This window comes from Lysinibacillus sp. NPDC096382, from assembly GCF_044762845.1.
Taxonomy (GTDB): Bacteria; Bacillota; Bacilli; order Bacillales_A; family Planococcaceae; genus Lysinibacillus.
This window is the reverse complement of the sequence record NZ_JBIWFC010000006.1, coordinates 85,233-109,434: the sequence shown is the minus strand read 5'-3', so window position 1 is coordinate 109,434 and position 24,202 is coordinate 85,233. Positions and strand designations below refer to the sequence as shown.

The window sequence follows — 24,202 nt, the reverse complement described above, 5'->3', positions numbered from 1 at the left end:
AAAGAAGGGTGGTCTTTCGTCAGAAAAATATAACTTTTTTTCAAAAGAAGTCTTCTTTTGTATTTCATGACAAAAATATAATATATTTTAAAGGTGACTGATTTACCAAATATTTTATATAGTAATTGTTAAGTAATATTTATTACTATAGTTGTTGTGTTTGTAAATCAAAAAAATGATAGAAAAATAATAGAGGAGAATGAAATATTTCTTACATCACTGGAGTGAACACAAATGAATAAATTAATCATTGCAGAAGACATCATGCAGGAGCATGAGGTGAAGGGTTATTTTGAAATTTTACGTGAAAGTGTTATTCGCTCGCGTTTAACAATGACGGCAGTCTTTTTTAAATTAGCTAGTTCCTCACAAGGAACTGATATAGAACGTAATCAAGTGAATCATCAAATTTCAGCTTTTCTGACATCAAAAATACGAAAAACAGATTTACTTTTCCAATTAGCGGATGGCGTACATTGGGGAATATTTTTTCTGCAAAGTAGTGAAGTTGAAGTAAGGGCGTTTTTAAAACGGATTTTTGCAATTCTTAAGCAAGAAAGGGAATATCAGCAAATAGCTTTAAAAGCCTCCATTACTGAAATAAGAAATAATAGCGCTAACTTTGAAACGTTGTTAGACAAGAATAAGCAAAAACTAGCAGATGATGAACAGCAGATTTGGTCAATAGAACAGGTTACAGATTATAGTGTACAATCGATGGAACAAGTAAAGGTTAGTATTATTGAACAAAGTGCAATCTTTAGAAAAGTGCTAGAAACAACGTTCACTCACTTAGACATTCCTCATTTTACGCTAGACGTTGCTACCTATGAAGATGGCTATAGTTTTTTACAGTCCGAAACCTATAAAACAGGCCATATGCATTTAGTTGTCATGAACGATATTTTACCACGTAAAAATGGCTTAGAAATTTTGCACATTTTACGAGAAATGCCGAATGAGAAAAAGTTCATCATTTATATGATGTCGGAACGAAACTCAGAAGGGGCGACACTTAATGCTTATGAAGGTGGAGTCGATGAATTTATCGTAAAACCATTTAATTTACGTTTGTTAGAAGCAAAAATCAGGAGCACATTTGCGAGGTTTTGGCTATGATCGAGCTATCGATTTCTTTTCTTTTAACGGTCATCGTTGTTTTATTAGTCATGTTATTTTTATTTACGATATATCTACTTTTGCAACATGGGTGGGAGATTCGCTTTGCAAAAACACGTGATACTTATGTACAAAACTATTCACAGCACTGGTACAACTATTTATTCAATGATGAAAATTTCTCTATTGTGCTTGTACCCCGTGGAAGAGCTCAAGTAGCAGCTATCGAAATAATCTTTTCATCGTATTTGAAAAATATAACGAATGAAAAAGTTGAACATAAAATCAAAGAGTTTTCTAATCGCTATTTAAAAAAGTTTTATGAAAAGGATTTAGCAAGTAAACGTTGGAGCATTAGGATGAATGCTTTATATCGAATTGCTGATTTACAGATAGATGAATTATTAGATACTTGTCAACAATTCGAGAAAGCCAAAATTTCGGAGGAAGAATATTTTCAGTTGTTAAAAATATACTCTATCTTCCGACAAGAATTGTTTATCGAGAAAATTAAAGAATTGAGCATTCATTATTCTGAAAGCGAATATAGAAGATTATTTGTATTGTTAGAGGATTCCGTATTTATTCGATTGTTTGAAGACTTTAATAGCTGGGCGAAAAATATTCAATACGCTGTAATTGATACTGCAGCTGTCAAAAGAAACATGCAATATATTGAGAAATTAAAACAGCTATTAACATATGAGGAACCAGAAATAAAAATAAGAGCATTAAAGGGTCTTTACGAAATTGGTGTCATTGATGAAATCGATCCTTATGTGCCATTTGTGGCATCAGATATGTGGGAAGTAAGATTAATGATTGCAAAAATCTTTAAGCATGTGCCGCTAGAATATACCTATGCTTATTTAGAACAGCTTCTTGAAGATGAAAATTGGTGGGTACGATCACAGGCAGCAAAAACAATTGCAGAAAATAGAGAAGGAATTGCAAAATTACAGCAATTTATGGAGTCTTCAAACGACCAATATGCAATTGAAATGGCACAGGAAACAGTAGTCAGAAGGCAGGGGATCAAATGAAATTAATGTTAGATTATTGTACGTGGTTCTTTGGCGGCATTATTATGTTTTATATGTTATTCGTTATTGTTTCGTATTGCGCAATGTTTGTAATTGCCATGCTAGATTTACGCAAACGCTATAAATTAGATCCCTCAGAATATGATGATGCGTATATCGATGCCTTCTACTCAAAACCAGTATCCTTACTAGTCCCTGCTTACAACGAGGAGGTTGGAGTTGTAGATACAGTCTATTCATTGTTGAATTTACGATATCCGCAAACAGAAATTATCATTATTAACGATGGTTCTACCGACACTACACTGCAAACTGTCATCGAGCATTTCCGAATGAAACCCGTTGATAAAATTGTTCGTACAAATATCCCTACAAAAGAAGTTAAACAAATTTATGAATCAGAAATCTATCAGAATTGTATTCTAGTAGATAAAGAAAATGGCGGTAAGGCAGATGCATTAAATGTAGGGATCAATGTTTCGCAATATCCTTATTTTTGCTCTATTGATGGTGATTCAATTTTAGATGAAAAATCCTTACTTCGTGTAATGAAGCCGATTATTTTATCTAATGGTGAAGTGATTGCGGCAGGTGGAAATATTCGAATTGCCAATGGAGCGAAAATGCAGCTTGGTGCTGTTACTGCAACCCACTTACCGAATAACTACTTAGTCATCATGCAAATAATAGAATATTTGCGAGCTTTTTTAATGGGGCGAATCGCTTTAAGTAAATTCAATCTTGTGCTTATTATTTCCGGAGCATTTAGTGTCTTTTCGAAGGAATGGGCTGTGGAAGCGGGCGGTTATTCAACGAATATTATTGGAGAAGACATGGAGCTTGTCGTGAATATTCACCGTTTGATAAGAAAGAAAAAAGAAAAGAAACGTATTGAATTTGTACCAGATCCTGTGTGCTGGACGGAAGCACCTCAGACATTAGGGGTTTTGCGAAATCAACGTAGACGTTGGCATCAAGGATTATTCGAAAGTCTTTGGAAGCATAAAACGATGACATTCAACCCAAAATATGGCTTGTTAGGGTTTATTGCATTGCCTTATTTTTGGCTTGTAGAATGCCTAGGTCCAATTGTTGAGCTAGGTGGTTATATTTATATCGTAGTAGCATTTTTCTTAGGGAAAATCTATTATGAAGCAGCGGTAATACTGTTGCTGCTCTTCGTTATTTATGGAGTTATTTTTTCAATTGCATCTATACTATTCGAAGCATGGACAATGAACACTTACCCGAGAAAGAAAGAGCTATTACGAATGATACTTTTAGCATTTACTGAAATTTTTTGGTATCGACCACTCACTCTTTTATGGCGCTGTGAAGGATTAGTTCGGTTTGTGCTAAGAAAAAGCGATTGGGGCAATATGAAGCGTGTCGGTATTGCTGAAAAGGAGAAAAGTGTATGAAGCGAATATATATAGGGGTCATAGCTACTCTAATTCTCATTGTTACACCTATAGCATGGTGGTATTTGAGCGATGAAAAACCGCTGAACGTCGCGATCCTAGATAAAACGGTTTCGAACGAAACATATCGAGAGCATTTAGGTGTGAATTGGTTTTTAAACCATTATAAATACACAATTGATCATCAACCATATGATGCACAAAAGAATTACTATGGTACGATTCCGAATGATAAAACGAAAAGAGTATCTGAAAAAAAGTTTCCGACCGACTATAGCAATTATGATGTTATTTATTTGGCAGATACGTATGGTGTTTATAAGGATGATTTAATTGAAAAAAAGCGTCTAGGTAAACGCTCAGAAAAAATTGTTGGTGGCTTAGAAATGGAAGAATGGCAATCAATAGTAGGTCGTTTAGCAAGCAACAAGAAAAGTATGCTTATAGCTGAATACAATACATTTGCGTCACCAACATCAGAGGCAGTTAGAAAAGAGCTACAGGACTATTTAGGAATATCATGGTCTGGATGGATTGGGCGTTATTTTGATGAGCTTGATTATCATAAAAACTCAGAAATCCCGCAATGGGTCATAGATGAACATGGTGATAATTGGCCATATAAGGGCGGTGGCTTTCTTCTATTTAATGAAATTACAGAAAAGCTCATTGTGCTGGAACTGGACAAGCATGTAAAAACAGAAGGTATTCAGGTGCAATTTACTGAAGAAGGGCAAAAATTCTTTCATACCTCCGCTAGTGCAGAATATGGCTATTGGTTTGATATTATCACGCCTAAATATGCGGAGGATGCTCTTGCTAATTATAAATGGGACTTAACAAAAGATGGAGAAAAACTATTAAAGGACAACGATATTCCGCAGCAATTTGCGGCTATCGTTTCACAGGATAAACGTTACACTACAAGCTATTACTTTGCTGGAGATTTCAACGATATGTCACGGGTACCGAACCTTTATAAAATAAAGGGTTTACCGACTATTTATAAATATGCTGAAAAGTATGCAGATAGTTCATTTTACTGGTCGATTTATATACCAGTCATGCATAAAATTTTTGAAACGTTTGAGCAGAAAGAGGTGAAAGAAAACGTTAATCATGAAAAACAAAATTATAATGCACGTATTCAAGGTGAATCATTTGAAGTCTTACACGATGGGAAATGGGAGCCACTAGTCTTTAAGGGCGTTAATATCGGCATGGGGAAACCGGGAGCATTCCCTGGCGAGGCCGCAATTACGGAAGAAGAGTACTATCGCTGGTTCCGTCAAATTGCTGAGATGAATGCCAATACGATTCGTGTCTATACATTACACCCGCCAGGTTTTTATCGGGCACTTGCTAAATACAATGAGGAAAACCCAGATAAACCATTGTATGTATTGCATGGTGTGTGGATTAATGAGGAAGGCTTGTCTAATTCATTAGATGCCTATGATGAAACTACTTTAAAGGATTTCCAAGTAGAAATGAAGCGCATGGTAGATGTTATCCACGGTAATACTTATGTGAAGCCAGTAGCAGGACATGCTTCAGGCTTATACGATGTTGACGTTTCAAAATATGTTATTGGCTGGGTGCTAGGAATCGAATGGTATCCGCACATGGTAGTCGGTACGAACGAAAAACACGCTAATATAGGCGAATACAATGGGACGTATTTTGAGACGAAAAATGCTGCACCATTTGAGCATTGGTTAGCGGAGCAAATGGATCTTATTACTACTTATGAAAAGGATAAATACAATTGGATTCGCCCAATGAGCTTTACTAACTGGGTAACAACCGACTTGCTAGACCATCCGTCTGAACCTTCTGAGGATGAAGATTTGGTAGGAGTCAATCCAAATGTCATTTATACGAAGGGGGAAATGCAGGCGCCAGGACAATTTGCTTCCTATCATGTGTATCCATATTACCCTGACTTCTTTAACTTCGACCAAAAATATTTAAATTATAAAGATTTCCGGGGCAATAACAATAGTTATGCAGGATATTTAAAGGACTTACATGAAGCTCATCGTATGCCAGTTCTTATTGCGGAATTTGGAATCCCGGCAGCTCGCGGTATGACACATGAAAATGTTTATGGCTGGAATCAGGGGCATATGTCCGAACAGCAGCAGGGTGAAACACTTCAACATTTATATGAAGATATTATGCATGAAGGCTTGCTAGGAGGTCTTATCTTTACATGGCAGGACGAGTGGTTTAAGCGGACTTGGAATACGATGGATTATGATGACCCGAATCGTCGACCATTTTGGTCCAATGCACAAACGAATGAACAGCAATTTGGCGTGCTAAGCTTTGATAGGTTTAAAGTAAAAGTAGACGGCAATACAACGGAGTGGAAAGGTACACAACTGTACAATACCTCACCTTCAGATACAACAGATTTTGCTGTCGATTATGATGAAAGATATTTGTATTTCAAATTAAAAAGTGATGTTTTAGAAAAAGCTTCACCTCGTATTTTACTTGATGTAGTACCAAACCAAGGAAATACATCGGCAACATCAATAAAAGATATGACGTTTTCAAATGGCATAGATTTTATGGTGGAATTAAATAAAAGTGAAGACTCTCGAGTTGTCATCGATCAGTACTATGATTTCTATGATTATTTTTACGGTCACAATTTAAAAATGATTCCGCCCCGTACGTCAGCTGTCACAAAAAATAGTGGTAAGTTTGCGCCGATTAACTATGTGCTAAATAAACAGCTATACTTACCAGAGCAAAAAATTACAACCGATTTTAGTTATTATGAAACCGGGAAGCTGCTTCAAGGGAACGCCAATCCAAAAGCAAAAGATTATAATTCATTAGTAGACTATACATGGTCGGATGATCATGTGATTGAGCTACGAATTCCTTGGTTACTAATCCAAGCAAAAGATCCGAGCCAGCGTGAGTTTATCGGAGACCTATATAAGGATGGGAAGGAAGCTTCGTCTAAAGTCGATAATATTTATATTGGTGTCGTTTTTGTAGATAAGGACGGTAAGGTTATGAAATCATTACCAGAGACAAAAGATCATATCTTACCGGCGCTCTCTGCTTATTCTTGGGAACAATGGCAAACGCCAAAGTATGAAGAGCGTTTAAAACAATCATATTATATTTTACAAAAATTATTTAAAGCGTATTAAATAGAGGCTTAGGATAGGTGAGTATTCGCCTATTCTAAGTTTTTTGTATTTTTATCAGAAAATACAAAAAAGTTTTACAATTATGTCTATTTCACAAACTGTATATTCTCTCAACTGTTTATGGTAAATTACTAATATTACATTCTGGAAAGACAGTTGTATTTTTAAGGAGGACAAAATAATGAAGCTTAAATTTGGTCTATTGGCAAAAATTATTGTCGCTATTTTGTTAGCGGTAATACTCGGAAGTGTTATGCCAGAGCCAATTGTACGTATATTTGCAACATTCAATGGCTTATTCGGTAATTTTTTAAATTTTGTTGTACCACTTATTATTATTGCATTTATTGCTCCGGGCATTGCTCAGCTTGGGAAAGGCTCAGGGAAATTATTAGGTTTGGCAACATTCTTTGCCTATTTCTCAACTATCATTGCAGGAATATTTGCCTTTTTGGTAGCGCGCAATGTGTTGCCCACTTTCATATCAAATGGTGCTATGGAAAGCATGAAAAACCCAGAGGAATTTTTAGCACAGGCATTCTTTAAAGTTGAAATGCCGCCATTAATGGGTGTTATGTCAGCATTAATTTTTGCATTTATCGTAGGGATTGGAATGACAGCCATTCAAAGTGATGTGATGAAACGCGGTTTTGAAGAGTTTAATAAGATCATTGAAAAATTAATTTCATTTGTTATTATTCCACTTTTACCATTTCATATTTTTGGTATCTTCTTGAACATGACATTTGGTGGGCAAGTCGCAAAAATTTTATCTGTCTTCGCAATTGTCTTCGTACTTATAATTGTGATGCATTGGGTAATATTGCTAGTGCAATACACTGCTGCGGGAACTTTAAATAAGAAAAATCCACTTATGTTACTTCGAACAATGTTACCTGCGTATTTTACAGCATTGGGCACACAATCATCAGCTGCAGCTATTCCGATTACATTGCGACAATCACAAAAAACTGGAGCTTCAGAAAAAGTAACGAATTTTACAATCCCACTTTTTGCAACCATTCATTTATCAGGTAGTACGATCACAATCGTAACTTGTTCTTTAGGTGTTATGATGATGAACGGTATCGATATAGGTTTTGCACAATATATCGGCTTTATCTTTATGCTAGGTATTACAATGGTTGCTGCACCAGGTGTTCCGGGAGGAGGAGTCATGGCAGCAATTGGTTTACTACAAACAATGCTCAGCTTCGATGAAACAATGGTTGCGCTTATGATAGCGCTGTACGTAGCGCAAGATAGCTTTGGTACAGCTACAAATGTAACTGGAGATGGCGCATTATCTATGATTGTTGATCGTTTCAACAAAAAAACTAATTAATACAGGATGAGTCATGGACAGCATCATCTAAGCAAAAAAAAATCGCCTGCTACGGCGATTTTTTTTTTTGCTTAGGATTTAGTTGCTAACCGAGTATACTGATGTTGGAGTTTTCTTAAAGATTAATGAGAGAGTGCATGGATTTACTAATAATTTAAGAGCCTTTAAAAGAATAGTGATTTTTTTTTGTTACAAATTATTACAGTTTATGCTTGCTAAAAGTTAATAAAATTTCATGATTATGTAGGGAGTTATTGAAAAAAAACGTAGTGCTAAAGAATTGAATTTAAGGTTTTGTTAGAAAAAAATGCGATAAGATAGTTGTTTTTTCATTTTGTATGGAATTTGTTTAGAAAATGTTTAGTTTTATTTAGTACTATATGTGTAAAGAGATATAAATTTCAAAATTGTGGATTATATTACTGAGAATGGGTGTGGAAATGAGGGGGATTCATAATACAAAAGAATGAAGTGTAAAAGAATTAGCAATTGAGAAGTAGTCTTTGAATTTAAAATACCTTAGACAAGGAGTAATTGCTTATGGGAATAAAAATTGAATCACCGATATTAACTTTATCAAAAAAAATCAAAACAGGAAGTGCTGCAATTGGGGTTATTGGACTTGGCTATGTGGGGCTCCCATTAGCTTTAGAGATCGTCAATAAAGGTTTTGAAGTAATTGGTTTCGATAAAGATAATGAAAAAATATCTAAATTAAAAAGTGGTGTTAGCTATATTGCTGATATGTCTAATGCAATCATCGAAAAAGCAATTTATGAAGAGAACCTTGAGCCGACAAATGATTTTTCTAAACTTGCACATGTAGATGTCATTATTATTTGTGTACCGACACCTACGACTGCAGATGGAACACCTAATATCTCGTATATTGTTGATGCAGCTAATGCAATCGAACAAAACATGTCCCCTAATACTTTAATAATTCTTGAAAGTACAACTTACCCTGGAACAACCGAAAAAATAGTTCAACCAATTCTTGAAAAAGGTAACTTCGTTATTGGCCAAAATATATTTTTAGCTTATTCTCCTGAACGTGTGGACCCTGGGAATTTAAATTTTTCAGTTTCCAATACGCCTAAAGTAGTTGGCGGCATAACAGCAGCCTGTTTAGAAGTTTCCAAGCTTTTTTATGAAAAAGTAATCAATACAAATGTGTTTGCTGTAACAAGTCCAAACGTTGCTGAAATGGAAAAGTTACTAGAAAATACATTTCGACAAATTAATATTGCCCTAGTCAATGAATTAAGTCAGATTTGCCATAAGATGGATATTGATGTGTGGGAAGTTATTGAAGCCGCCTCAACAAAGCCTTATGGTTTTATGCCATTTACACCTGGCCCTGGAGTTGGCGGTCATTGTATACCAGTAGACCCTAAATATTTATTATGGGCCGGCCAGCAGCATGGTATTTCTGCAACATTAATTGAGGCAGCAGATAAAATTAATGATTCCATGCCGAACTTTGTAGTTGAAAGACTAGAAAATTATTTAAATGCACAGGAAAAAGAAATAAGTGAAGCAGAGATTGTAGTTATTGGAATTACTTATAAGCCTAATATTAATGATTTCCGAGAATCACCAGCACTACATGTTATTAAGAAATTAAAGGAAAAGCAGTGTGATCTAAAGGTTGTTGATCCATTTATCGGAACATTTTCAGTTGATAACGACATTTTTAACACTGTTTCACTAACACGAGAATTAATTCAAAAAGCTGATGCTGTCGTCATTTTAACGAATCATGCAACTATTGATTATTCATTAATTGATCAACATGCTGCTTTAATTTTTGATACGAGAAACACCCAATATCTATTTAAAAGTGAAAATTATTACAAATTATAAGGGGATTCTTTAGAAATGATACGACTAAAATTATGTAGTCTATTCATCATTTTATTTTTAGCTGGGTGTCAATCGTCTACTCAAAATCAGATTAAACCAGTTGATTCAACAATTGAGGTAAAGGAACATGATGGGACGATGAGTGATACTTATAGTCACATAGGCATTATTAGTCCAAAGGTAGCATTAACCTTTAATGGGCTTGCAGACAATGAAACAATGCAGCGTCTATTAAAGGTATTAGATCAATTTAACATGAAGGCAACATTCTTTGTAGAAGGTACACGAGTAGCGCAAGATCCGGAGTTAGTGAAGGACATTTTAACTAAAGGTCACGAGGTAGAAAACGGAACATTAACATTTACTGAAATGACTGATTTAAATTATGAAGAAACGTATAAAGAAATTTATTTAGCGAATGAAGTTTTTGAAGAGCAATTAGGTTATACACCGAAATACGTTCGTAGTCGTTCCGGTGACTCAACTGACAATATGCGTTTAGCGGCTAAAACCCTTAATATGAAGGGAGTTGTAGAGTCTTCCATTAATCCGAAAGATCGAAATATGCAAAGTGCTGAGGAAATAGTGGATTATATTCATCGCTTTATCAACAGCGGATCTGTTATTCATTTAAACACGTACATTAATCCTGCGATTATTGATGTTATACCACTACTGTCTAAAGTAGGGGAAGAAAAAGGATACGTTTTCTCTACATTAACGGATGTATTAGCTGAACGATATTTAGCAAAATCCTTAGAGGAAATTGCAGGCTATGATGCTATTAAAATGAACCCAGATTACAAAAATGTTAAACCAAATATGTTCTACCGTAAAAATACTTCAAAAAAAGAAATTGCTTTAACCTTCGATGATTGGGCAAGTGAGGAGAGAATTAAAGAAATTTTAGATGTTCTTGATAAGTATCATGTTCAATCTACATTCTTTTTAATTGGCAAAGGTGTAGAAAAGGATCCGCAATTAGCACGATTAATTGTTGAGAGAGGACATGAGGTTGCAAGCCATTCTTACAATCACCTTGATGTTACGACAATGACACCAGAAGAGTTACAACAGGATGTCGTGATGGCACATAAGGCGTTAACATATGCCTTACAGGAAGAACCTTTGCTGTATTTCAGACCTAATAAAGGTGCTATTAATGAGGAGTCAGCGAAAATTATTGCCGCTACAGGTATCAAATCTATTGCTATGTACGATATAGCATCATTCGATTGGAATTTAAAATATACCGTTCAAGATATTTATAATCGTGTGATGACTAGAATTGCTCCAGGAAAGGTGATTGTTATGCACATTTTAGACGGTACAAAAACAGTTGAAGCATTGCCATTAATCATTGAAAAGCTGCAAAAAGATGGGTATAGTTTTGCGAAAATGTCGACTTGGATTGAAGAAGATTCAAATAAGAAAGTGAATTGATAATCATGAATAAGAAAAAAGAGATTTTAACGATACCACGCTCTGATCGACGCATTTTATCGAATATTCCTGACCCAGAACATGTACGAAATCTCGTTAATCGTCGAGGTGCTTCGTATCAAAAGGAAGAAATCGATCCTACAGATGTCAATGAAATATATCGTTTACAGCTGTTAAGTTTACGCTATGAAACGAATTTTGAAGTACAAATTAAAAGAGCAAAGCAAAAGGGTAGTGACAAACATTATGCGGAGGATATTTCGGTAACAGGTATCCTTGTATTTTCAAATAGTCCTAATAATTTTTTAATAGATGAAATTATTACGATGAAATTCACCATACCTGGTGGTGCGATGCCGGAGGGCTATGAATCGAAGGTAAAGGTAAAAGCGAAAGTTGTTCGTCACTTTACAAAAGAAGTAGATGGTGAAACTAGATGCTATTATGCATGTGAATTTTTACAGCCTTTAAATGACTATATGATAAAAAAACGATGGGGACTATCGATCTTTATGGCAAGTATATTTTTATTGGTAGTTTCTCTAATCGTTATGTTAATGCGGGCTGAAAGTGTCATTTATTTTAGATTCAATAAATTCTTATATCTATATAGTATTATTGCTGCAACTTTTCTTTTAAGTAGATATTTATTTGGTATTTTCTATAGGACTGTTCCGATAAACCCTAAGTTTGAACCAGGCGTTTCTATTATTATTCCAGTATTTAACGAAGAACAATGGATTCATAGAACAGTGTTAAGTTGTATTAATCAGTATTATCCTGTAGACAAACTAGAGGTTATTGTTGTAGATGATTGTTCAACAGATAAAACTGAGGAAAAAGCAAAAGAAATGATTGACTTTATTCATAACGAGGGTGAGCGTTTTAAAACGGAGGATCGTTTAAGCTTCTATAAACTACCTCAAAATGGGGGGAAACGAGAGGCTTTAGTGGCAGGGGTGCATCTTGCTAAACATGATTTAGTTGTTTTCGTAGATTCTGATAGTTTTTTAGAACCTCATGCCATTCGAAATTTAGTACAGCCTTTCCAAGATCCTAAAATGGGTGGTGTGGCTGGAAGAACAGAAGTGGAAAATAAATTTACAAATGCTCTGACAAAATTGCAAACAGTTCGCTATTATATAGCCTTTCGGATCATGAAAGCTGCTGAATCTTGGTTCGATACAGTCACTTGTTTATCTGGTCCTTTAGCATGTTATCGAAAAGAGCTTATTTTGAAGAACGAGACAGCATGGTTAAACCAAAAATTTCTTGGACAGCCTGCAACATTCGGGGATGACCGTAGTATGACAAACTATATTTTGAAAACACATCGAACGGGATATCAGGACAATGCTGTATGTTCTACAATTGTTCCATCCGATACAAAAGTCTTTTTATCTCAACAAATGAGATGGAAACGATCATGGCTACGCGAATCGTTACGAGCATTTTTATTTATGTGGAAGAAGGAACCTTTTATGTTTCTTTTCTTCATCATCGGTTTAATCGTACCAATAGCAGCGCCTATTGTTGTTGTTTACAATTTAGTTTATGTGCCAATTATGCATGGCATTTTTCCAACTACATTTTTAATGGGCTTGTTATTGATGGCAATGTTAATGAGCTTGGCCCATCTTTTCTTTAAAAAAAGTAAATTGTGGACGTTTGGTTTTATCTTTGTACTTTTCTATGAATTTATTTTGCTGTGGCAAATGCCTGTTGCATGGGTTACATTTTGGAAATCAACTTGGGGTACGAGAGAAACACCTCAAGATGTCATCGCCAAAGAAAAGAAATTAGAAAAACAAAAATTACGAAAATCTCGATTTTCGATTCTAAAAATTAGCAAAATGGGTGAGAAGGAATGAGTGAAAAAAATGTTGTATTAAATCCAGCTAAAAAGAATCGAAGGAAAATAATACGATCAATTGTTCAAACGATTATCGTTGTATTTTTAGCTGTTATTTTAATACGTGTGGTATTTTTAACGGATAAAAGGGTAGAGGAAACGGTTCCTTTAGTGAATAAAGATGGTTTTATCGCATTATCTTATTTTGGGGTGAGCAGGGGTGAATCTCCAAAATATGTATCTAAAGAGAATTTGAGAAAACAACTAGCACTGCTTGAAAGTCAAGGCTATACAACCGTTACTCAGCAGGATATTTTAGATTTTTATCAGAAAAACAAACCATTGCCAGAAAAGGCGTTGTATTTATCATTTGAAGATGGACGTACAGATTCTAGTATATTTGCTCAAAACATCATGGAGGATCTAAATTATAAAGCTACCATGTTTACGTACGCCAATAAAATGGATACACGGGACAACAAATTTTTAAAGCCGAAAGACTTATTACTCATGAAGAAAAGTGGCTATTGGGAGTTGGGCTCTAATGGGTACCGTCTGACATATATTAATATGTATAACGATAAAGGACAGTCGTTAGGTGTAAAAGATGAAAATAATGTGCCGAATAAAACGACTATCGAATATTATAATCATTATTTAATGGACTTCATTCGCAATCAATATATGATTCCGAGTGAAACGCGACAAGAAATGGAAAAGCGTATCCGAAAAGATTACAAGCTAATGCATGATATTTATGAGGAGGAATTAGGAGAAGTTCCAAAGGTCTATGCTATTATGCATGCCAACTCACTTTATAATAATATGGATTCGTTAGTTGAAAGTGCGAATACTAAAGAAATTAAAGATATATTTAAAATGCATTTCAATTTGGAGCTAGGGGCATATAATGATGCGGATGCTAATCTCTACAATTTAAGTAGATTACAAGTATCCCCCTATTGGTCTACCAATCATGTGATGATGAAAATCCGCCAAGCTAGTAAGCAAAATGTAGAATTTGAAGTCGGAGATCATCAACGGGCAAAAGAATGGTCAGTATTGAAGGGGGCAGCAGAATTTGAAAATAATGAGATTACAATAACATCGGAACCTTCTAGTGAAGGACGGGTAATATTGAAGGAAACTCTGCCAGAGAACTATAATATAAACTTTGCCTTTAAAGGGAATGTCGTAGGACAACAATCTATTTATTTAAACTATGATGAAAAATATAATAGCTATATTCGTGTGGCATTAATAGATAATGAGATTGTTGTTTCTGAAAAATCACCAGAATCAAGCGTTGTTGAGAAAGAACGTTTTCCGTTAAACGAAATAAAGTGGAATGAAGAAGAGTATGCATTTAATAAGGCTACTGTATACGATTATCTGGATACGCAAAAAGGCTCTAGAATTGACGAGGAAGAGTATCCAAGAAACTTAACAAAAACGAGAGTATTTAACATTTATGTAGAAAATGGTAAAATTAACATAGGTGTAGATAGGGTATTATCCAAGACAATTCAAGTAAATCCTGACATTCAAGGATCTAAAATTGGATTTGGTGCGTTGTTCAGCAAAAAGGAAACATCGCATGAACAGTATGCAGATGATATTTATGATACATTCATCGAAGATATTTTGATTACAGATGTTAACGATCAGACGCTTTTTACTAACCAATATACGAAATTCGATAAAGTAAAGCACAAAACATTGACTTTATTTAATAATGTTGTTGATTTCTTTATTGAAACCTTCTAAAACGGGGGGAACTAGATTCAAGTGAAAAAAATTATTCTGTTTATCTGTATAGCACTACTAATTATCACAGCTTGTAGTAATAGCAAAGAAGCACCTGTTAAGGCAAGGGAAGGGTTGAAGTACAAAGACAAGCTTCAATTGTCTATTTGGTTACCTGAATGGCAAAATAAATCTGCCATCGAGGATGTGAAAAATTCACAACAGGGCTTACAAGACATTCACGTTTTTGGTGCTTATTTTAATGAGAATGACCAATTATTATTCACTGAAGATGCGATAGAAACATTGAAACAAACACAGCAACAATTTAATGAATCACATCATGTTATACTCACGTTAATTAACGATTATGTTACAGATAACGCCCCAATAGTTCAGAAGGATAGTGCGTTATTACATCGGTTGTTTCAAGATGCATCATCAAGGCAGCGACATATTGATAATATTATGCAGGTTGTTGAACAATACAATGTGAATGGTATCGAAATTGATTATGAAAAGGTTGCTAAAGAGGATATCTCTAAGTACGTCCATTTCATAGAGGAACTTTATGAACAGCTATTAAAAAAGGATGTTTCATTACATGTCGTACTAGAGCCTGAGTTTCCATTTAATGTTAAATTACCGAATGGGCCTAAATATACAGTGATGGCTTATAATGTGCACGGATATCATAGTGGCCCAGGTCCAAAGGCAACCTTTTCATTTTTAAATGACTTAGTAAAAAAAATTAAGAAGTCTAATCAAAAATTAGCGATTGCTTTTTCAACCGGCGGATTCCAATGGGTAAATCAAGGCAAGACGGTTGCTTTAACGGAGGTAGAGGCAGAGGACTTACTTAACAAAACGAAAGCGGTTAAACATCGCGATCAAGCAAGTGGTGCGGCTTATTTCACTTTTTTAGATGAACAAAATATTAAGCATGAAGTTTGGTATGCCGATCTTGAAACACTTAAAAAATGGACAGCGCACGTGCAAAAGAGAAGTTACCATGAGGTTGTTTTATGGCGTGCCGGAGGTCTAGGCTCAAAAACGTTACAATGGATTAACGAACAATCAAAGGAATGATTGAAAGAATTGCCGGAGTGACAGACAGAACAGTCATAGTCGTGGATAGAAACGTCAGAATCGTGGATAGAACAGCCAGAATCGTGGATAGAACAGCCAAAGATGCGGATGGAAGGCGAGAGCGACGGAAAGAAGAGCCGAGGTGACGGATGGAAAGGCAAGAGCGACGGAAAGAAGAGCCGAGGTGACGGATAAAACCGCCAAAGTCGTGGATAAAACCGCCGAACTGAAGTATGGAAGCACCTTAAACTAAAAAAATCGCCAGCTACGGCGATTTTTTTATTGGAATTGAGAAAGGCGTGAAAAGAAATTTGTCACGAAGTCTAAAAATATTTTTTCTGATGGTGCAATTTCACGGTTTACAGGTGAAATAATACCGACTGTTCTTGGAATCGCTGGTGCTTTAATCGGTACCTTTACTGTGAAGCGAGCAGTTGAATCATACAGTGAGCTTTCTGGTAATAAGCTGACCCCGATGCCTGCAGCGACAAGACCCTTTAGTGCATCTAAGTCTTCACCCTCGGAGATGACGTTTGGCGAGAAGCCGGCAGCTCGGCAGGCATCCATAGCTACTTTATGTAATATGTATCCATCTGGGAATAATACAAATAAATCGTTACGTAAATCGGCAAGCTGAATACTTTCTTTTTTGGCTAATGGATGTTTTGCTGGCAGTAATGCGGCAATATTTTCAGTAAATAATATTGTTGAATGGATCGATTCGTCCTTTGGTGGAAGGGGGCCTAAAAAAGCTAAATTTAACTCACGATTTTTGACTGCATCAATTAAAAAACGATAGGAGCCTTGGCGGAGCTGGAATTGCAAATCTGGATATTCACGCTTAAAGGCTGAAATAACAGTTGGCAATACATAGCTAGCCAAACTCGTTGGAAAACCGATTTTTATCGTACCTTTAGCAGGATCTAAATATTCTTCAACTTGCTTTGCGGCAAAATCGATGGCTTTTAAAGCAGTAATAGTGTGCTCGAGAAATATTTTTCCAATCGGTGTCAATTTAACATTTCGTCCGACACGTTCAAAAAGTGGTGTGCCCAATTCATCTTCTAAATTAGCAATTTGTCGGCTTATTGCAGATTGAGCAACATGAAGATGTACGGCAGCTTCTGAAATGTGTTCACGCTCAGCAACTTCAACAAAATAACGTAATTGACGTAACTCCACTAGATCTTCACCTCTATTAATCGAAAAATACGATTGATTATATCTCAATTATATACTATTAAGATGAAAAATGATTGTAAATAAACAAATGTTGGCTAGCAAGTTTTAATTGAAGGAGATGCTTAGTAACTTCATTGGAGCTCAAGGAAGTAAGAAGTAGGCTGTTTTCTCAAAGATTGTTGTTAAATGAAAGAGTCAGATATTTAAAAGATTGTGGAATATTTTGGATTGATGGAAAAGGCGAATGGAATAGTATAATTAAGCATAATTTAACTTATTCGTAAGAGGTGTCCTAGCAATTATCGAACACTTAGAGAAAAGTAGCATTCCGTTTGAAATAAGAATAAAAGATATTTTAAAGCGGTCGTCTGAAGAATACGAAGGTTTTTATATGGTCAAAGTTCAAAAAAGATGTGCGAAACAAGTAGTAGCCATTGTTGCGCAGTATGTGTCGCAAGAAGATTTGAAGAATTGGTATAAAGTGGAGAAAAAGAAAAGTAGAAAATTAGAGAGGAAGGAAAAAGCTCTATATTTGTTTGCTGCTTGCATATACTTTATAGCGGTAGCGGCCATCGAAATGGGTAAAGCTGTAGGAGTGGACATCGTTGTGTCTATCGGTTGTGCCGTGTTATTGATGGGCGGCGTGTTTATGACAACAAAATTTTACAAAGAGATGAAAAAGGAATCGGGTGATTTGAGAGAAATCAATAAGCTGTCGTTGAGTTTTGGTATTGGTATAATATTATATGCCGTTTCTTCTTTTATATCTGTACTTCTATATTAATTACTTCCTTCTTTTAGATAGAGACCTTGTTCAAGTGTCTTAAATAATAAAGTTTGTTGGTCTGCTTCTTTAATTTACTTACTGCTTCATACATACACAAATCTCCACATTTTGACCGCCTCCTGAAACTGCATATTCAATGATAATCGATATTTTCAAGGAACAATCTATATAAAATAGGCAAAGGGAAAAATAATAATTTTGGCCCACCCAAAGTATGGAACAACATTGGTTAAAACTAATACCATGTTTATAAGTTGATTTCTGTTCCGGCTGACGCCCCCATGAAATCGCCCAGCCGGAACGGAAATCAACCCCACTTTATATTAACTAGTACTCTCGAGAGTTTTTCCTTTATTTGATTCCATTCTAATAAAAATGGTTATAGTATTGGTATTGTTATTTATACATTTTTGTCACAAAACAGCTACAATTCGCACTTTCTGCGGGGTTTTCACTATGTAGCTAGATGAAACTGATTCTCAATTAGAATTATTTCATTGAAAATGAGGAAAGTTGATTCTCATTGTCAATGACGATTAGCAATAATCTGAAAATGCTTACAAACTCTTTATTATTAAGGATTGTTTCAGAGGAAAATGAAAGTGATTGAAATGGTTTGCATAGAGAACGATTTTCAGTTAAGATTAGAATGATGATAATTAAGGAATGGTTCACCATTCACTGAACACACTATGGAGGTATTTTCATGTCAACTTTAGTTATTAAAGATCTTCACGTTGAAATCGACGGGAAAGAGATTTTAAAAGGCGTAAACCTTACAATTAATACAAATGAAATTCATGCAATCATGGGACCAAACGGAACTGGTAAATCAACACTAGCTTCTGCAATTATGGGTCATCCTAAATATGAAGTAACTTCTGGTACAGTAGAACTTGATGGCGAAAATGTACTAGAAATGGAAGTGGACGAGCGTGCTAAAGCTGGTTTATTCCTAGCAATGCAATATCCTTCTGAAATCGCTGGTGTAACAAATGCTGACTTCTTACGCTCAGCTATTAATGCACGCCGTGAAGAGGGCGATGAAATTTCTCTAATGAAATTTATCCGTGAATTAGATAAAAACATGGATTTCCTTGAAATGCACGAAGATATGGCACAACGTTATTTAAATGAAGGTTTCTCTGGCGGTGAGAAAAAACGTAACGAAATTCTTCAATTAATGATGATTAAACCAGCTTTCGCAATTTTAGATGAAATTGACTCTGGTCTTGATATTGACGCACTAAAAGTTGTTTCTAAAGGAATCAATGCAATGCGTGGAGAAGGATTTGGCTGCTTAATGATCACTCACTACCAACGCCTACTTAACTACATTACACCAGACCATGTACACGTAATGATGCAAGGTCGCGTTGTTAAATCAGGTGGAGAAGAATTAGCGCAACGTTTAGAAGCTGAAGGTTATGACTGGATTAAAAAAGAATTAGGTATCGAAGAAGAAACTGAAGAACAAGAAGCATAAGAGGGAGGACGAACTAGCATGACAGTGGAACTTAACTTGCCTGTAACAGTACAGGACGTGCGCTCGTTCTCGGAAGCAAATGGAGAACCGGCTTGGTTTACAGAACTTCGCGCGGCAGCACTAGACAAAGTAACTGGTTTAGATTTGCCAAAACCAGACAGAACAAATATTACAAAATGGGATTTCGTAAATTTCCCAACTCACACAGTTGACAGTGAAGGATTCTCTTCACTTGATGCATTACCAGAAGAAGCAAAAGGTTTAATTGATTTTGAGGCACAAGAAAATCTTTATGTTCAACGCAATAACACACCAGCTTTCATTAAAACATCACAAGAACTAGCTGATAAAGGTGTTATTTTTACAGATATTTTAACAGCGGTTCGTGAACATGGCGACCTTGTTAAAAAGTACTTTATGACAGAAGCTGTAAAAGTTGATGAGCATAAATTAACAGCGCTTCATGCGGCACTTGTTAACGGTGGTGTGTTCGTATACGTACCTAAAAATGTCATTATCGAACAGCCGCTTCAAGTAGTATTCTTAAATGATAATGCAGAAGCTTCATTATATAACCACGTGTTAGTTGTTGCTGAAGCAAATTCAGCTGTAACTTATGTTGAAACATATATTTCAACAGTTGAAGAAGCAAAAGGTCAAGCAAACATTATTGCAGAAGTAGTAGTTCAAGACAATGCACAAGTAACTTACGGTGCGGTTGATGTACTTGCGAAAGGATATACTACTTATGTAAATCGTCGTGCACGACTAGCTCGTGATGCGAAAGTAGATTGGGCTCTTGGCTTAATGAATGACTCAGATACTATTTCTGAAAACATTACACATCTAATCGGTGACGGTTCTCATGCTGATACAAAAACAGTAGTTGTTGGTCGCGGTGAACAAAAACTTAACTTTACTACTGAGGTTCGTCACTGGGGTAAGAACTCAAATGGTCATATCTTAAAGCATGGTGTAATGAAAGATGCAGCACAATCAATCTTTAATGGTATTGGTTACATCGAACACGGTGCGACAAAAGCGGATGCGCAGCAAGAATCACGTGTGTTAATGCTTTCTGAAAAAGCTCGTGGCGATGCAAACCCAATTCTATTGATCGATGAAGACGATGTAACAGCAGGACACGCAGCATCTGTTGGTCGAGTAGATCCGCTACAACTTTACTACTTAATGAGTCGTGGTATCTCGAAAGCAGAAGCAGAGCGCCTTGTTATCCATGGATTCCTTGCGCCAGTTGTGAAGCAATTACCTATCGAAGGAGTTCAAAAGCAACTGACGGAGGTTATTGAAAGGAAAGTTCGCTAATGATGAATAAAGACATTAAAAGCTATTTCCCAATTTTAGATCAGGAAGTAAACGGTCATAAGCTTGTTTACCTTGATAGCGCAGCAACTTCTCAAAAGCCTATTCAAGTGATTGAAGCAATGAAGCATTATTATGAATTCGATAATTCTAATGTTCACCGTGGTGTGCATACATTAGGGAACCGTGCAACTGACAAGTATGAGGGGGCGCGTGAAAAGGTTCGTAATTTTATTAATGCTACATCAACACAAGAAATTATTTTTACTCGCGGTACTACAACTGCTTTAAATACAGTTGCATCAAGTTATGGTCGTGCTAATGTTGCTGAAGGTGATGAAATTGTTATTACTCACATGGAGCACCACTCTAATATTATTCCTTGGCAACAACTAGCAAAGGAAAAAAATGCAACGCTGAAATATATTGAGCTTGAAGCGGATGGCACACTTAACCTAGAAAAGGTTCGTGCGACAATAACACCTAAAACAAAAATTGTGTCGGTGTCAATGGCGTCAAACGTCCTTGGAACGATTAACCCGATTAAAGAAATCGCTAAAATCGCGCATGCTAATGGTGCTGTAATGGTAGCGGATGGTGCACAAGCAGCACCACACATGAAAATCGATGTACAGGATTTAGATGTAGATTTCTTAGGATTCTCAGGTCATAAAATGTGCGGACCAACTGGAATAGGTGTACTATATGGTAAAAAGGAACACCTTGAAAAGATGGAGCCAATTGAATTTGGTGGCGAAATGATTGACTTTGTTGGACTTTACGATTCAACGTGGAAGGAATTACCGTGGAAGTTTGAAGGTGGAACTCCTATTATTGCAGGTGCAGTAGGTTTAGGAGCCGCTATTGATTTCTTAACTGAAATTGGGCTAGATAACATTGCGGAGCATGAGCATAAACTTGCAGGCTACGCGATGAATCAGCTTGAAACAATTGACGGACTTAAAATTTTCGGCCCACGTGACCCAATGAAACGTTGTGGACTTGTAACGTTTAACCTAGACGATGTACATCCACATGATGTGGCAACGGTTCTTGATATGAATGGTATTGCTGTTCGTGCAGGACATCATTGCGCACAGCCACTAATGAAATGTCTTCAACAAGTAGCGACAGCGCGTGCAAGCTTCTATCTATATAACACGGAGGAAGATATTGACCGCCTAGTTGCAGGGTTACGTTCTGCGAAGGAGTATTTTGGCGATGTCTTTTAATAATTTAGATCAACTATATCGTTCAGTCATTATGGATCACTATAAAAATCCTCGTAATAAAGGATCTATTGAAGAAGATGCTGTTACTATCGATATGAATAATCCGACTTGTGGAGACCGTATTCACTTAACGCTAAAAGTGACTGACGGTATTGTAGAAGATGCGAAGTTTGACGGTGAGGGCTGTTCAATTTCAATGTCTTCTGCTTCCATGATGACGCAGCTCATTAAAGGGAAAAAAGTAGAGGAAGCATTAGAGCTTGCTGAAATTTTTTCTAAAATGATGATGGGCGAAGACTATAGCGAAAAATATGACCTTGAGGATGTTGAGGCACTGCAAGGTGTTTCTCAATTTCCGGCACGTATTAAATGTGCGACATTAGCTTGGAAAGCGATGGAAAAAGGTGTAAATCAATAATATCTAAATTTGGGTGAAAGTCACTATAGGTGCTTTCACTCAAAGCAAGATAACTGAGCTTGAAACAAGATAACAATAATGCATGAACGGAGGAGAAACGATGGCTAAAAAAATGCCTGATATTGGCGATTACAAATACGGATTCCATGACAAGGACGTATCAATTTTCCGTTCAAAACGTGGTTTAACTGAAGAAATCGTCCGTGAAATTTCAACTATGAAACAAGAGCCAGAGTGGATGCTTGAATACCGCTTAAAAGCACTTGAAACGTTTTATACAAAACCAATGCCGCAATGGGGTGGCGACCTAGGAGATTTAGATTTTGATGAAATTACGTATTACGTAAAACCATCAGAAGCTACACAAAAATCTTGGGATGAAGTACCTGATGAAATTAAAGCTACTTTTGATAAATTAGGTATTCCAGAAGCAGAGCAAAAATACCTGGCAGGTGTATCTGCTCAGTACGAATCAGAAGTTGTCTATCACAACATGAAAAAAGACCTTGAAGACCTTGGTATTGTGTTTAAAGATACTGACTCAGCTTTACGTGAAAATGAAGATATTTTCAAACAATACTGGGGCAAAGTTATTCCTTACACTGATAACAAATTTGCTGCACTAAACTCAGCTGTTTGGTCAGGTGGATCATTCATCTATGTGCCACCAGGTGTAAAAGTGGAAACGCCATTACAAGCATACTTCCGTATTAACTCTGAAAACATGGGTCAATTCGAACGTACGTTAATTATTGTAGATGAAGGTGCTCACGTACACTATGTTGAAGGTTGTACGGCTCCTGTTTACACTACAAACTCTTTACACTCAGCGGTAGTAGAAATTGTTGTACGTAAAGATGCGTACTGCCGTTATACAACGATTCAAAACTGGGCAAACAACGTTTACAACCTTGTAACAAAACGTACAGTTGTTGAAGAAAACGGTACAATGGAATGGATCGACGGTAACATCGGTTCTAAGTTAACAATGAAGTACCCAGCTTGTATCCTTAAAGGTGAAGGCGCTCGTGGTATGACATTATCAATCGCACTAGCAGGTAAAGGTCAACACCAACACGCAGGTGCAAAAATGATTCATATGGCACCAAACACATCTTCAACAATCGTTTCTAAATCGATTGCTAAACAAGGTGGTAAGGTAACGTATATGGGTCAAGTTCGTTTTGGCCCTAAAGCAAGTGGTGCACGTGCTAACATCGAATGTGATACGTTAATCATGGACAACCAATCTACTTCAGATACAATTCCATACAACGAAATCTTAAATGATAATGTTTCTTTAGAGCATGAAGCGAAAGTTTCAAAAGTATCAGAGGAACAATTATTCTACTTAATGTCTCGTGGTATTTCTGAAGAAGAAGCGACAGAAATGATCGTAATGGGCTTCATCGAGCCGTTCACAAAAGAATTACCAATGGAATACGCAGTAGAAATGAACCGTCTTATCAAGTTCGAGATGGAAGGTTCTATCGGGTAAAGAAAATGAACGTTGTTATATCAACGTTTGTGAGTGATTTATAATTAGAAAAAACGTTCATGGGGCAACTTTGGGGCAGAAAATAAAAATGCCCTAAAATATTGATAAATATAGCCTTTGAAAGATAATAGAAATAAATAATATTTGCCCCATGAAAAGTCAAACGTGCCCCATGA

At 36.1% G+C, this 24,202-nt stretch carries 17 protein-coding genes; 16 read left to right on the top strand and 1 reads right to left on the bottom strand.

Features of this window, described 5'->3' with window-relative positions; translation table 11 throughout:
- Positions 1–234 precede the first annotated feature (234 nt).
- From ACIQZA_RS11050 to ACIQZA_RS11005, 10 genes are all read left to right on the top strand, one after another.
- The gene (locus tag ACIQZA_RS11050) at positions 235–1,119 is read left to right on the top strand and encodes a response regulator (RefSeq protein WP_402881567.1); all 885 of its coding nucleotides are present in this window, start codon (positions 235–237) and stop codon (positions 1,117–1,119) included.
- The gene (locus ACIQZA_RS11045; protein WP_402881564.1) at positions 1,116–2,162 is read left to right on the top strand and encodes a HEAT repeat domain-containing protein; all 1,047 of its coding nucleotides are present in this window, start codon (positions 1,116–1,118) and stop codon (positions 2,160–2,162) included. Before ACIQZA_RS11050 ends, ACIQZA_RS11045 begins: the two co-directional genes overlap by 4 nt.
- The gene (locus tag ACIQZA_RS11040) at positions 2,159–3,583 is read left to right on the top strand and encodes a glycosyltransferase family 2 protein (RefSeq protein WP_402881562.1); all 1,425 of its coding nucleotides are present in this window, start codon (positions 2,159–2,161) and stop codon (positions 3,581–3,583) included. Before ACIQZA_RS11045 ends, ACIQZA_RS11040 begins: the two co-directional genes overlap by 4 nt.
- On the top strand, positions 3,580–6,759 hold the full coding sequence (locus ACIQZA_RS11035) for a hypothetical protein (RefSeq protein ID WP_402881561.1): 3,180 nt from the start codon (positions 3,580–3,582) through the stop codon (positions 6,757–6,759). The genes ACIQZA_RS11040 and ACIQZA_RS11035 overlap by 4 nt, the downstream gene beginning before the upstream one ends.
- Positions 6,760–6,940: 181 nt before the next feature.
- Positions 6,941–8,104, top strand: coding sequence for a dicarboxylate/amino acid:cation symporter (locus ACIQZA_RS11030; RefSeq protein WP_402881559.1), 1,164 nt, complete (start codon positions 6,941–6,943; stop codon positions 8,102–8,104).
- 540 nt (positions 8,105–8,644) lie between these two features.
- Complete coding sequence (locus tag ACIQZA_RS11025; protein WP_402881557.1) at positions 8,645–9,970, top strand: nucleotide sugar dehydrogenase; 1,326 nt, start codon at positions 8,645–8,647, stop codon at positions 9,968–9,970.
- A 15-nt stretch (positions 9,971–9,985) separates the two neighbouring features.
- Complete coding sequence (locus ACIQZA_RS11020) at positions 9,986–11,413, top strand: polysaccharide deacetylase family protein (RefSeq protein ID WP_402881555.1); 1,428 nt, start codon at positions 9,986–9,988, stop codon at positions 11,411–11,413.
- A gap of 5 nt (positions 11,414–11,418) precedes the next feature.
- Entirely contained in the window at positions 11,419–13,284 is a 1,866-nt protein-coding gene (locus ACIQZA_RS11015) for a glycosyltransferase family 2 protein (protein WP_402881553.1), read from the top strand.
- Positions 13,281–15,032 carry a polysaccharide deacetylase family protein gene (locus ACIQZA_RS11010; RefSeq protein ID WP_402881552.1) on the top strand — a complete coding sequence of 584 codons (1,752 nt, stop codon included), beginning with the start codon at positions 13,281–13,283 and terminating at the stop codon, positions 15,030–15,032. Before ACIQZA_RS11015 ends, ACIQZA_RS11010 begins: the two co-directional genes overlap by 4 nt.
- Before the next feature lie 21 nt (positions 15,033–15,053).
- A complete protein-coding gene (locus tag ACIQZA_RS11005; protein ID WP_402881549.1) occupies positions 15,054–16,100 on the top strand; it encodes a glycosyl hydrolase family 18 protein in 1,047 nt (348 codons plus the stop codon).
- A gap of 279 nt (positions 16,101–16,379) precedes the next feature.
- On the opposite strand, the gene gltC is transcribed toward ACIQZA_RS11005, so the two are convergent.
- On the bottom strand, positions 16,380–17,282 hold the full coding sequence (gltC, locus tag ACIQZA_RS11000; protein ID WP_142510741.1) for a glutamate biosynthesis transcriptional regulator GltC: 903 nt from the start codon (positions 17,280–17,282) through the stop codon (positions 16,380–16,382).
- Positions 17,283–17,673: 391 nt separating this feature from the next.
- Here gltC and ACIQZA_RS10995 point away from each other — a divergent pair, with 391 nt between their 5' ends.
- The 6 genes from ACIQZA_RS10995 to sufB all read left to right on the top strand — a co-directional run bounded on the left by ACIQZA_RS10995 (position 17,674) and on the right by sufB (position 24,026).
- On the top strand, positions 17,674–18,066 hold the full coding sequence (locus ACIQZA_RS10995) for a hypothetical protein (RefSeq protein WP_402881547.1): 393 nt from the start codon (positions 17,674–17,676) through the stop codon (positions 18,064–18,066).
- Between the two features lie 709 nt (positions 18,067–18,775).
- Complete coding sequence (sufC, locus tag ACIQZA_RS10990) at positions 18,776–19,555, top strand: Fe-S cluster assembly ATPase SufC (RefSeq protein WP_142510739.1); 780 nt, start codon at positions 18,776–18,778, stop codon at positions 19,553–19,555.
- Between the two features lie 18 nt (positions 19,556–19,573).
- Positions 19,574–20,881, top strand: a complete 1,308-nt coding sequence (gene sufD / locus ACIQZA_RS10985) for a Fe-S cluster assembly protein SufD (protein WP_142510738.1) — start codon at positions 19,574–19,576, stop codon at positions 20,879–20,881.
- A complete protein-coding gene (locus ACIQZA_RS10980; RefSeq protein ID WP_400938781.1) occupies positions 20,881–22,110 on the top strand; it encodes a cysteine desulfurase in 1,230 nt (409 codons plus the stop codon). The genes sufD and ACIQZA_RS10980 overlap by 1 nt, the downstream gene beginning before the upstream one ends.
- Positions 22,100–22,528: a Fe-S cluster assembly sulfur transfer protein SufU gene (sufU, locus tag ACIQZA_RS10975; RefSeq protein ID WP_142510737.1), complete on the top strand. Its 429-nt coding sequence runs from the start codon at positions 22,100–22,102 to the stop codon at positions 22,526–22,528. The genes ACIQZA_RS10980 and sufU overlap by 11 nt, the downstream gene beginning before the upstream one ends.
- A gap of 100 nt (positions 22,529–22,628) precedes the next feature.
- Complete coding sequence (gene sufB / locus ACIQZA_RS10970) at positions 22,629–24,026, top strand: Fe-S cluster assembly protein SufB (protein ID WP_142510736.1); 1,398 nt, start codon at positions 22,629–22,631, stop codon at positions 24,024–24,026.
- Positions 24,027–24,202: the final 176 nt, after the last annotated feature.

Coding starts and splice junctions, on each gene's coding strand:
- ACIQZA_RS11050 (WP_402881567.1), top strand. CDS start 235: ATGAATAAATTAATCATTGCAGAAGACATCATGCAGGAGCATGAGGTG.
- ACIQZA_RS11045 (WP_402881564.1), top strand. CDS start 1,116: ATGATCGAGCTATCGATTTCTTTTCTTTTAACGGTCATCGTTGTTTTA.
- ACIQZA_RS11040 (WP_402881562.1), top strand. CDS start 2,159: ATGAAATTAATGTTAGATTATTGTACGTGGTTCTTTGGCGGCATTATT.
- ACIQZA_RS11035 (WP_402881561.1), top strand. CDS start 3,580: ATGAAGCGAATATATATAGGGGTCATAGCTACTCTAATTCTCATTGTT.
- ACIQZA_RS11030 (WP_402881559.1), top strand. CDS start 6,941: ATGAAGCTTAAATTTGGTCTATTGGCAAAAATTATTGTCGCTATTTTG.
- ACIQZA_RS11025 (WP_402881557.1), top strand. CDS start 8,645: ATGGGAATAAAAATTGAATCACCGATATTAACTTTATCAAAAAAAATC.
- ACIQZA_RS11020 (WP_402881555.1), top strand. CDS start 9,986: ATGATACGACTAAAATTATGTAGTCTATTCATCATTTTATTTTTAGCT.
- ACIQZA_RS11015 (WP_402881553.1), top strand. CDS start 11,419: ATGAATAAGAAAAAAGAGATTTTAACGATACCACGCTCTGATCGACGC.
- ACIQZA_RS11010 (WP_402881552.1), top strand. CDS start 13,281: ATGAGTGAAAAAAATGTTGTATTAAATCCAGCTAAAAAGAATCGAAGG.
- ACIQZA_RS10995 (WP_402881547.1), top strand. CDS start 17,674: ATGGTCAAAGTTCAAAAAAGATGTGCGAAACAAGTAGTAGCCATTGTT.
- sufC (WP_142510739.1), top strand. CDS start 18,776: ATGTCAACTTTAGTTATTAAAGATCTTCACGTTGAAATCGACGGGAAA.
- sufD (WP_142510738.1), top strand. CDS start 19,574: ATGACAGTGGAACTTAACTTGCCTGTAACAGTACAGGACGTGCGCTCG.
- ACIQZA_RS10980 (WP_400938781.1), top strand. CDS start 20,881: ATGATGAATAAAGACATTAAAAGCTATTTCCCAATTTTAGATCAGGAA.
- sufU (WP_142510737.1), top strand. CDS start 22,100: ATGTCTTTTAATAATTTAGATCAACTATATCGTTCAGTCATTATGGAT.
- sufB (WP_142510736.1), top strand. CDS start 22,629: ATGGCTAAAAAAATGCCTGATATTGGCGATTACAAATACGGATTCCAT.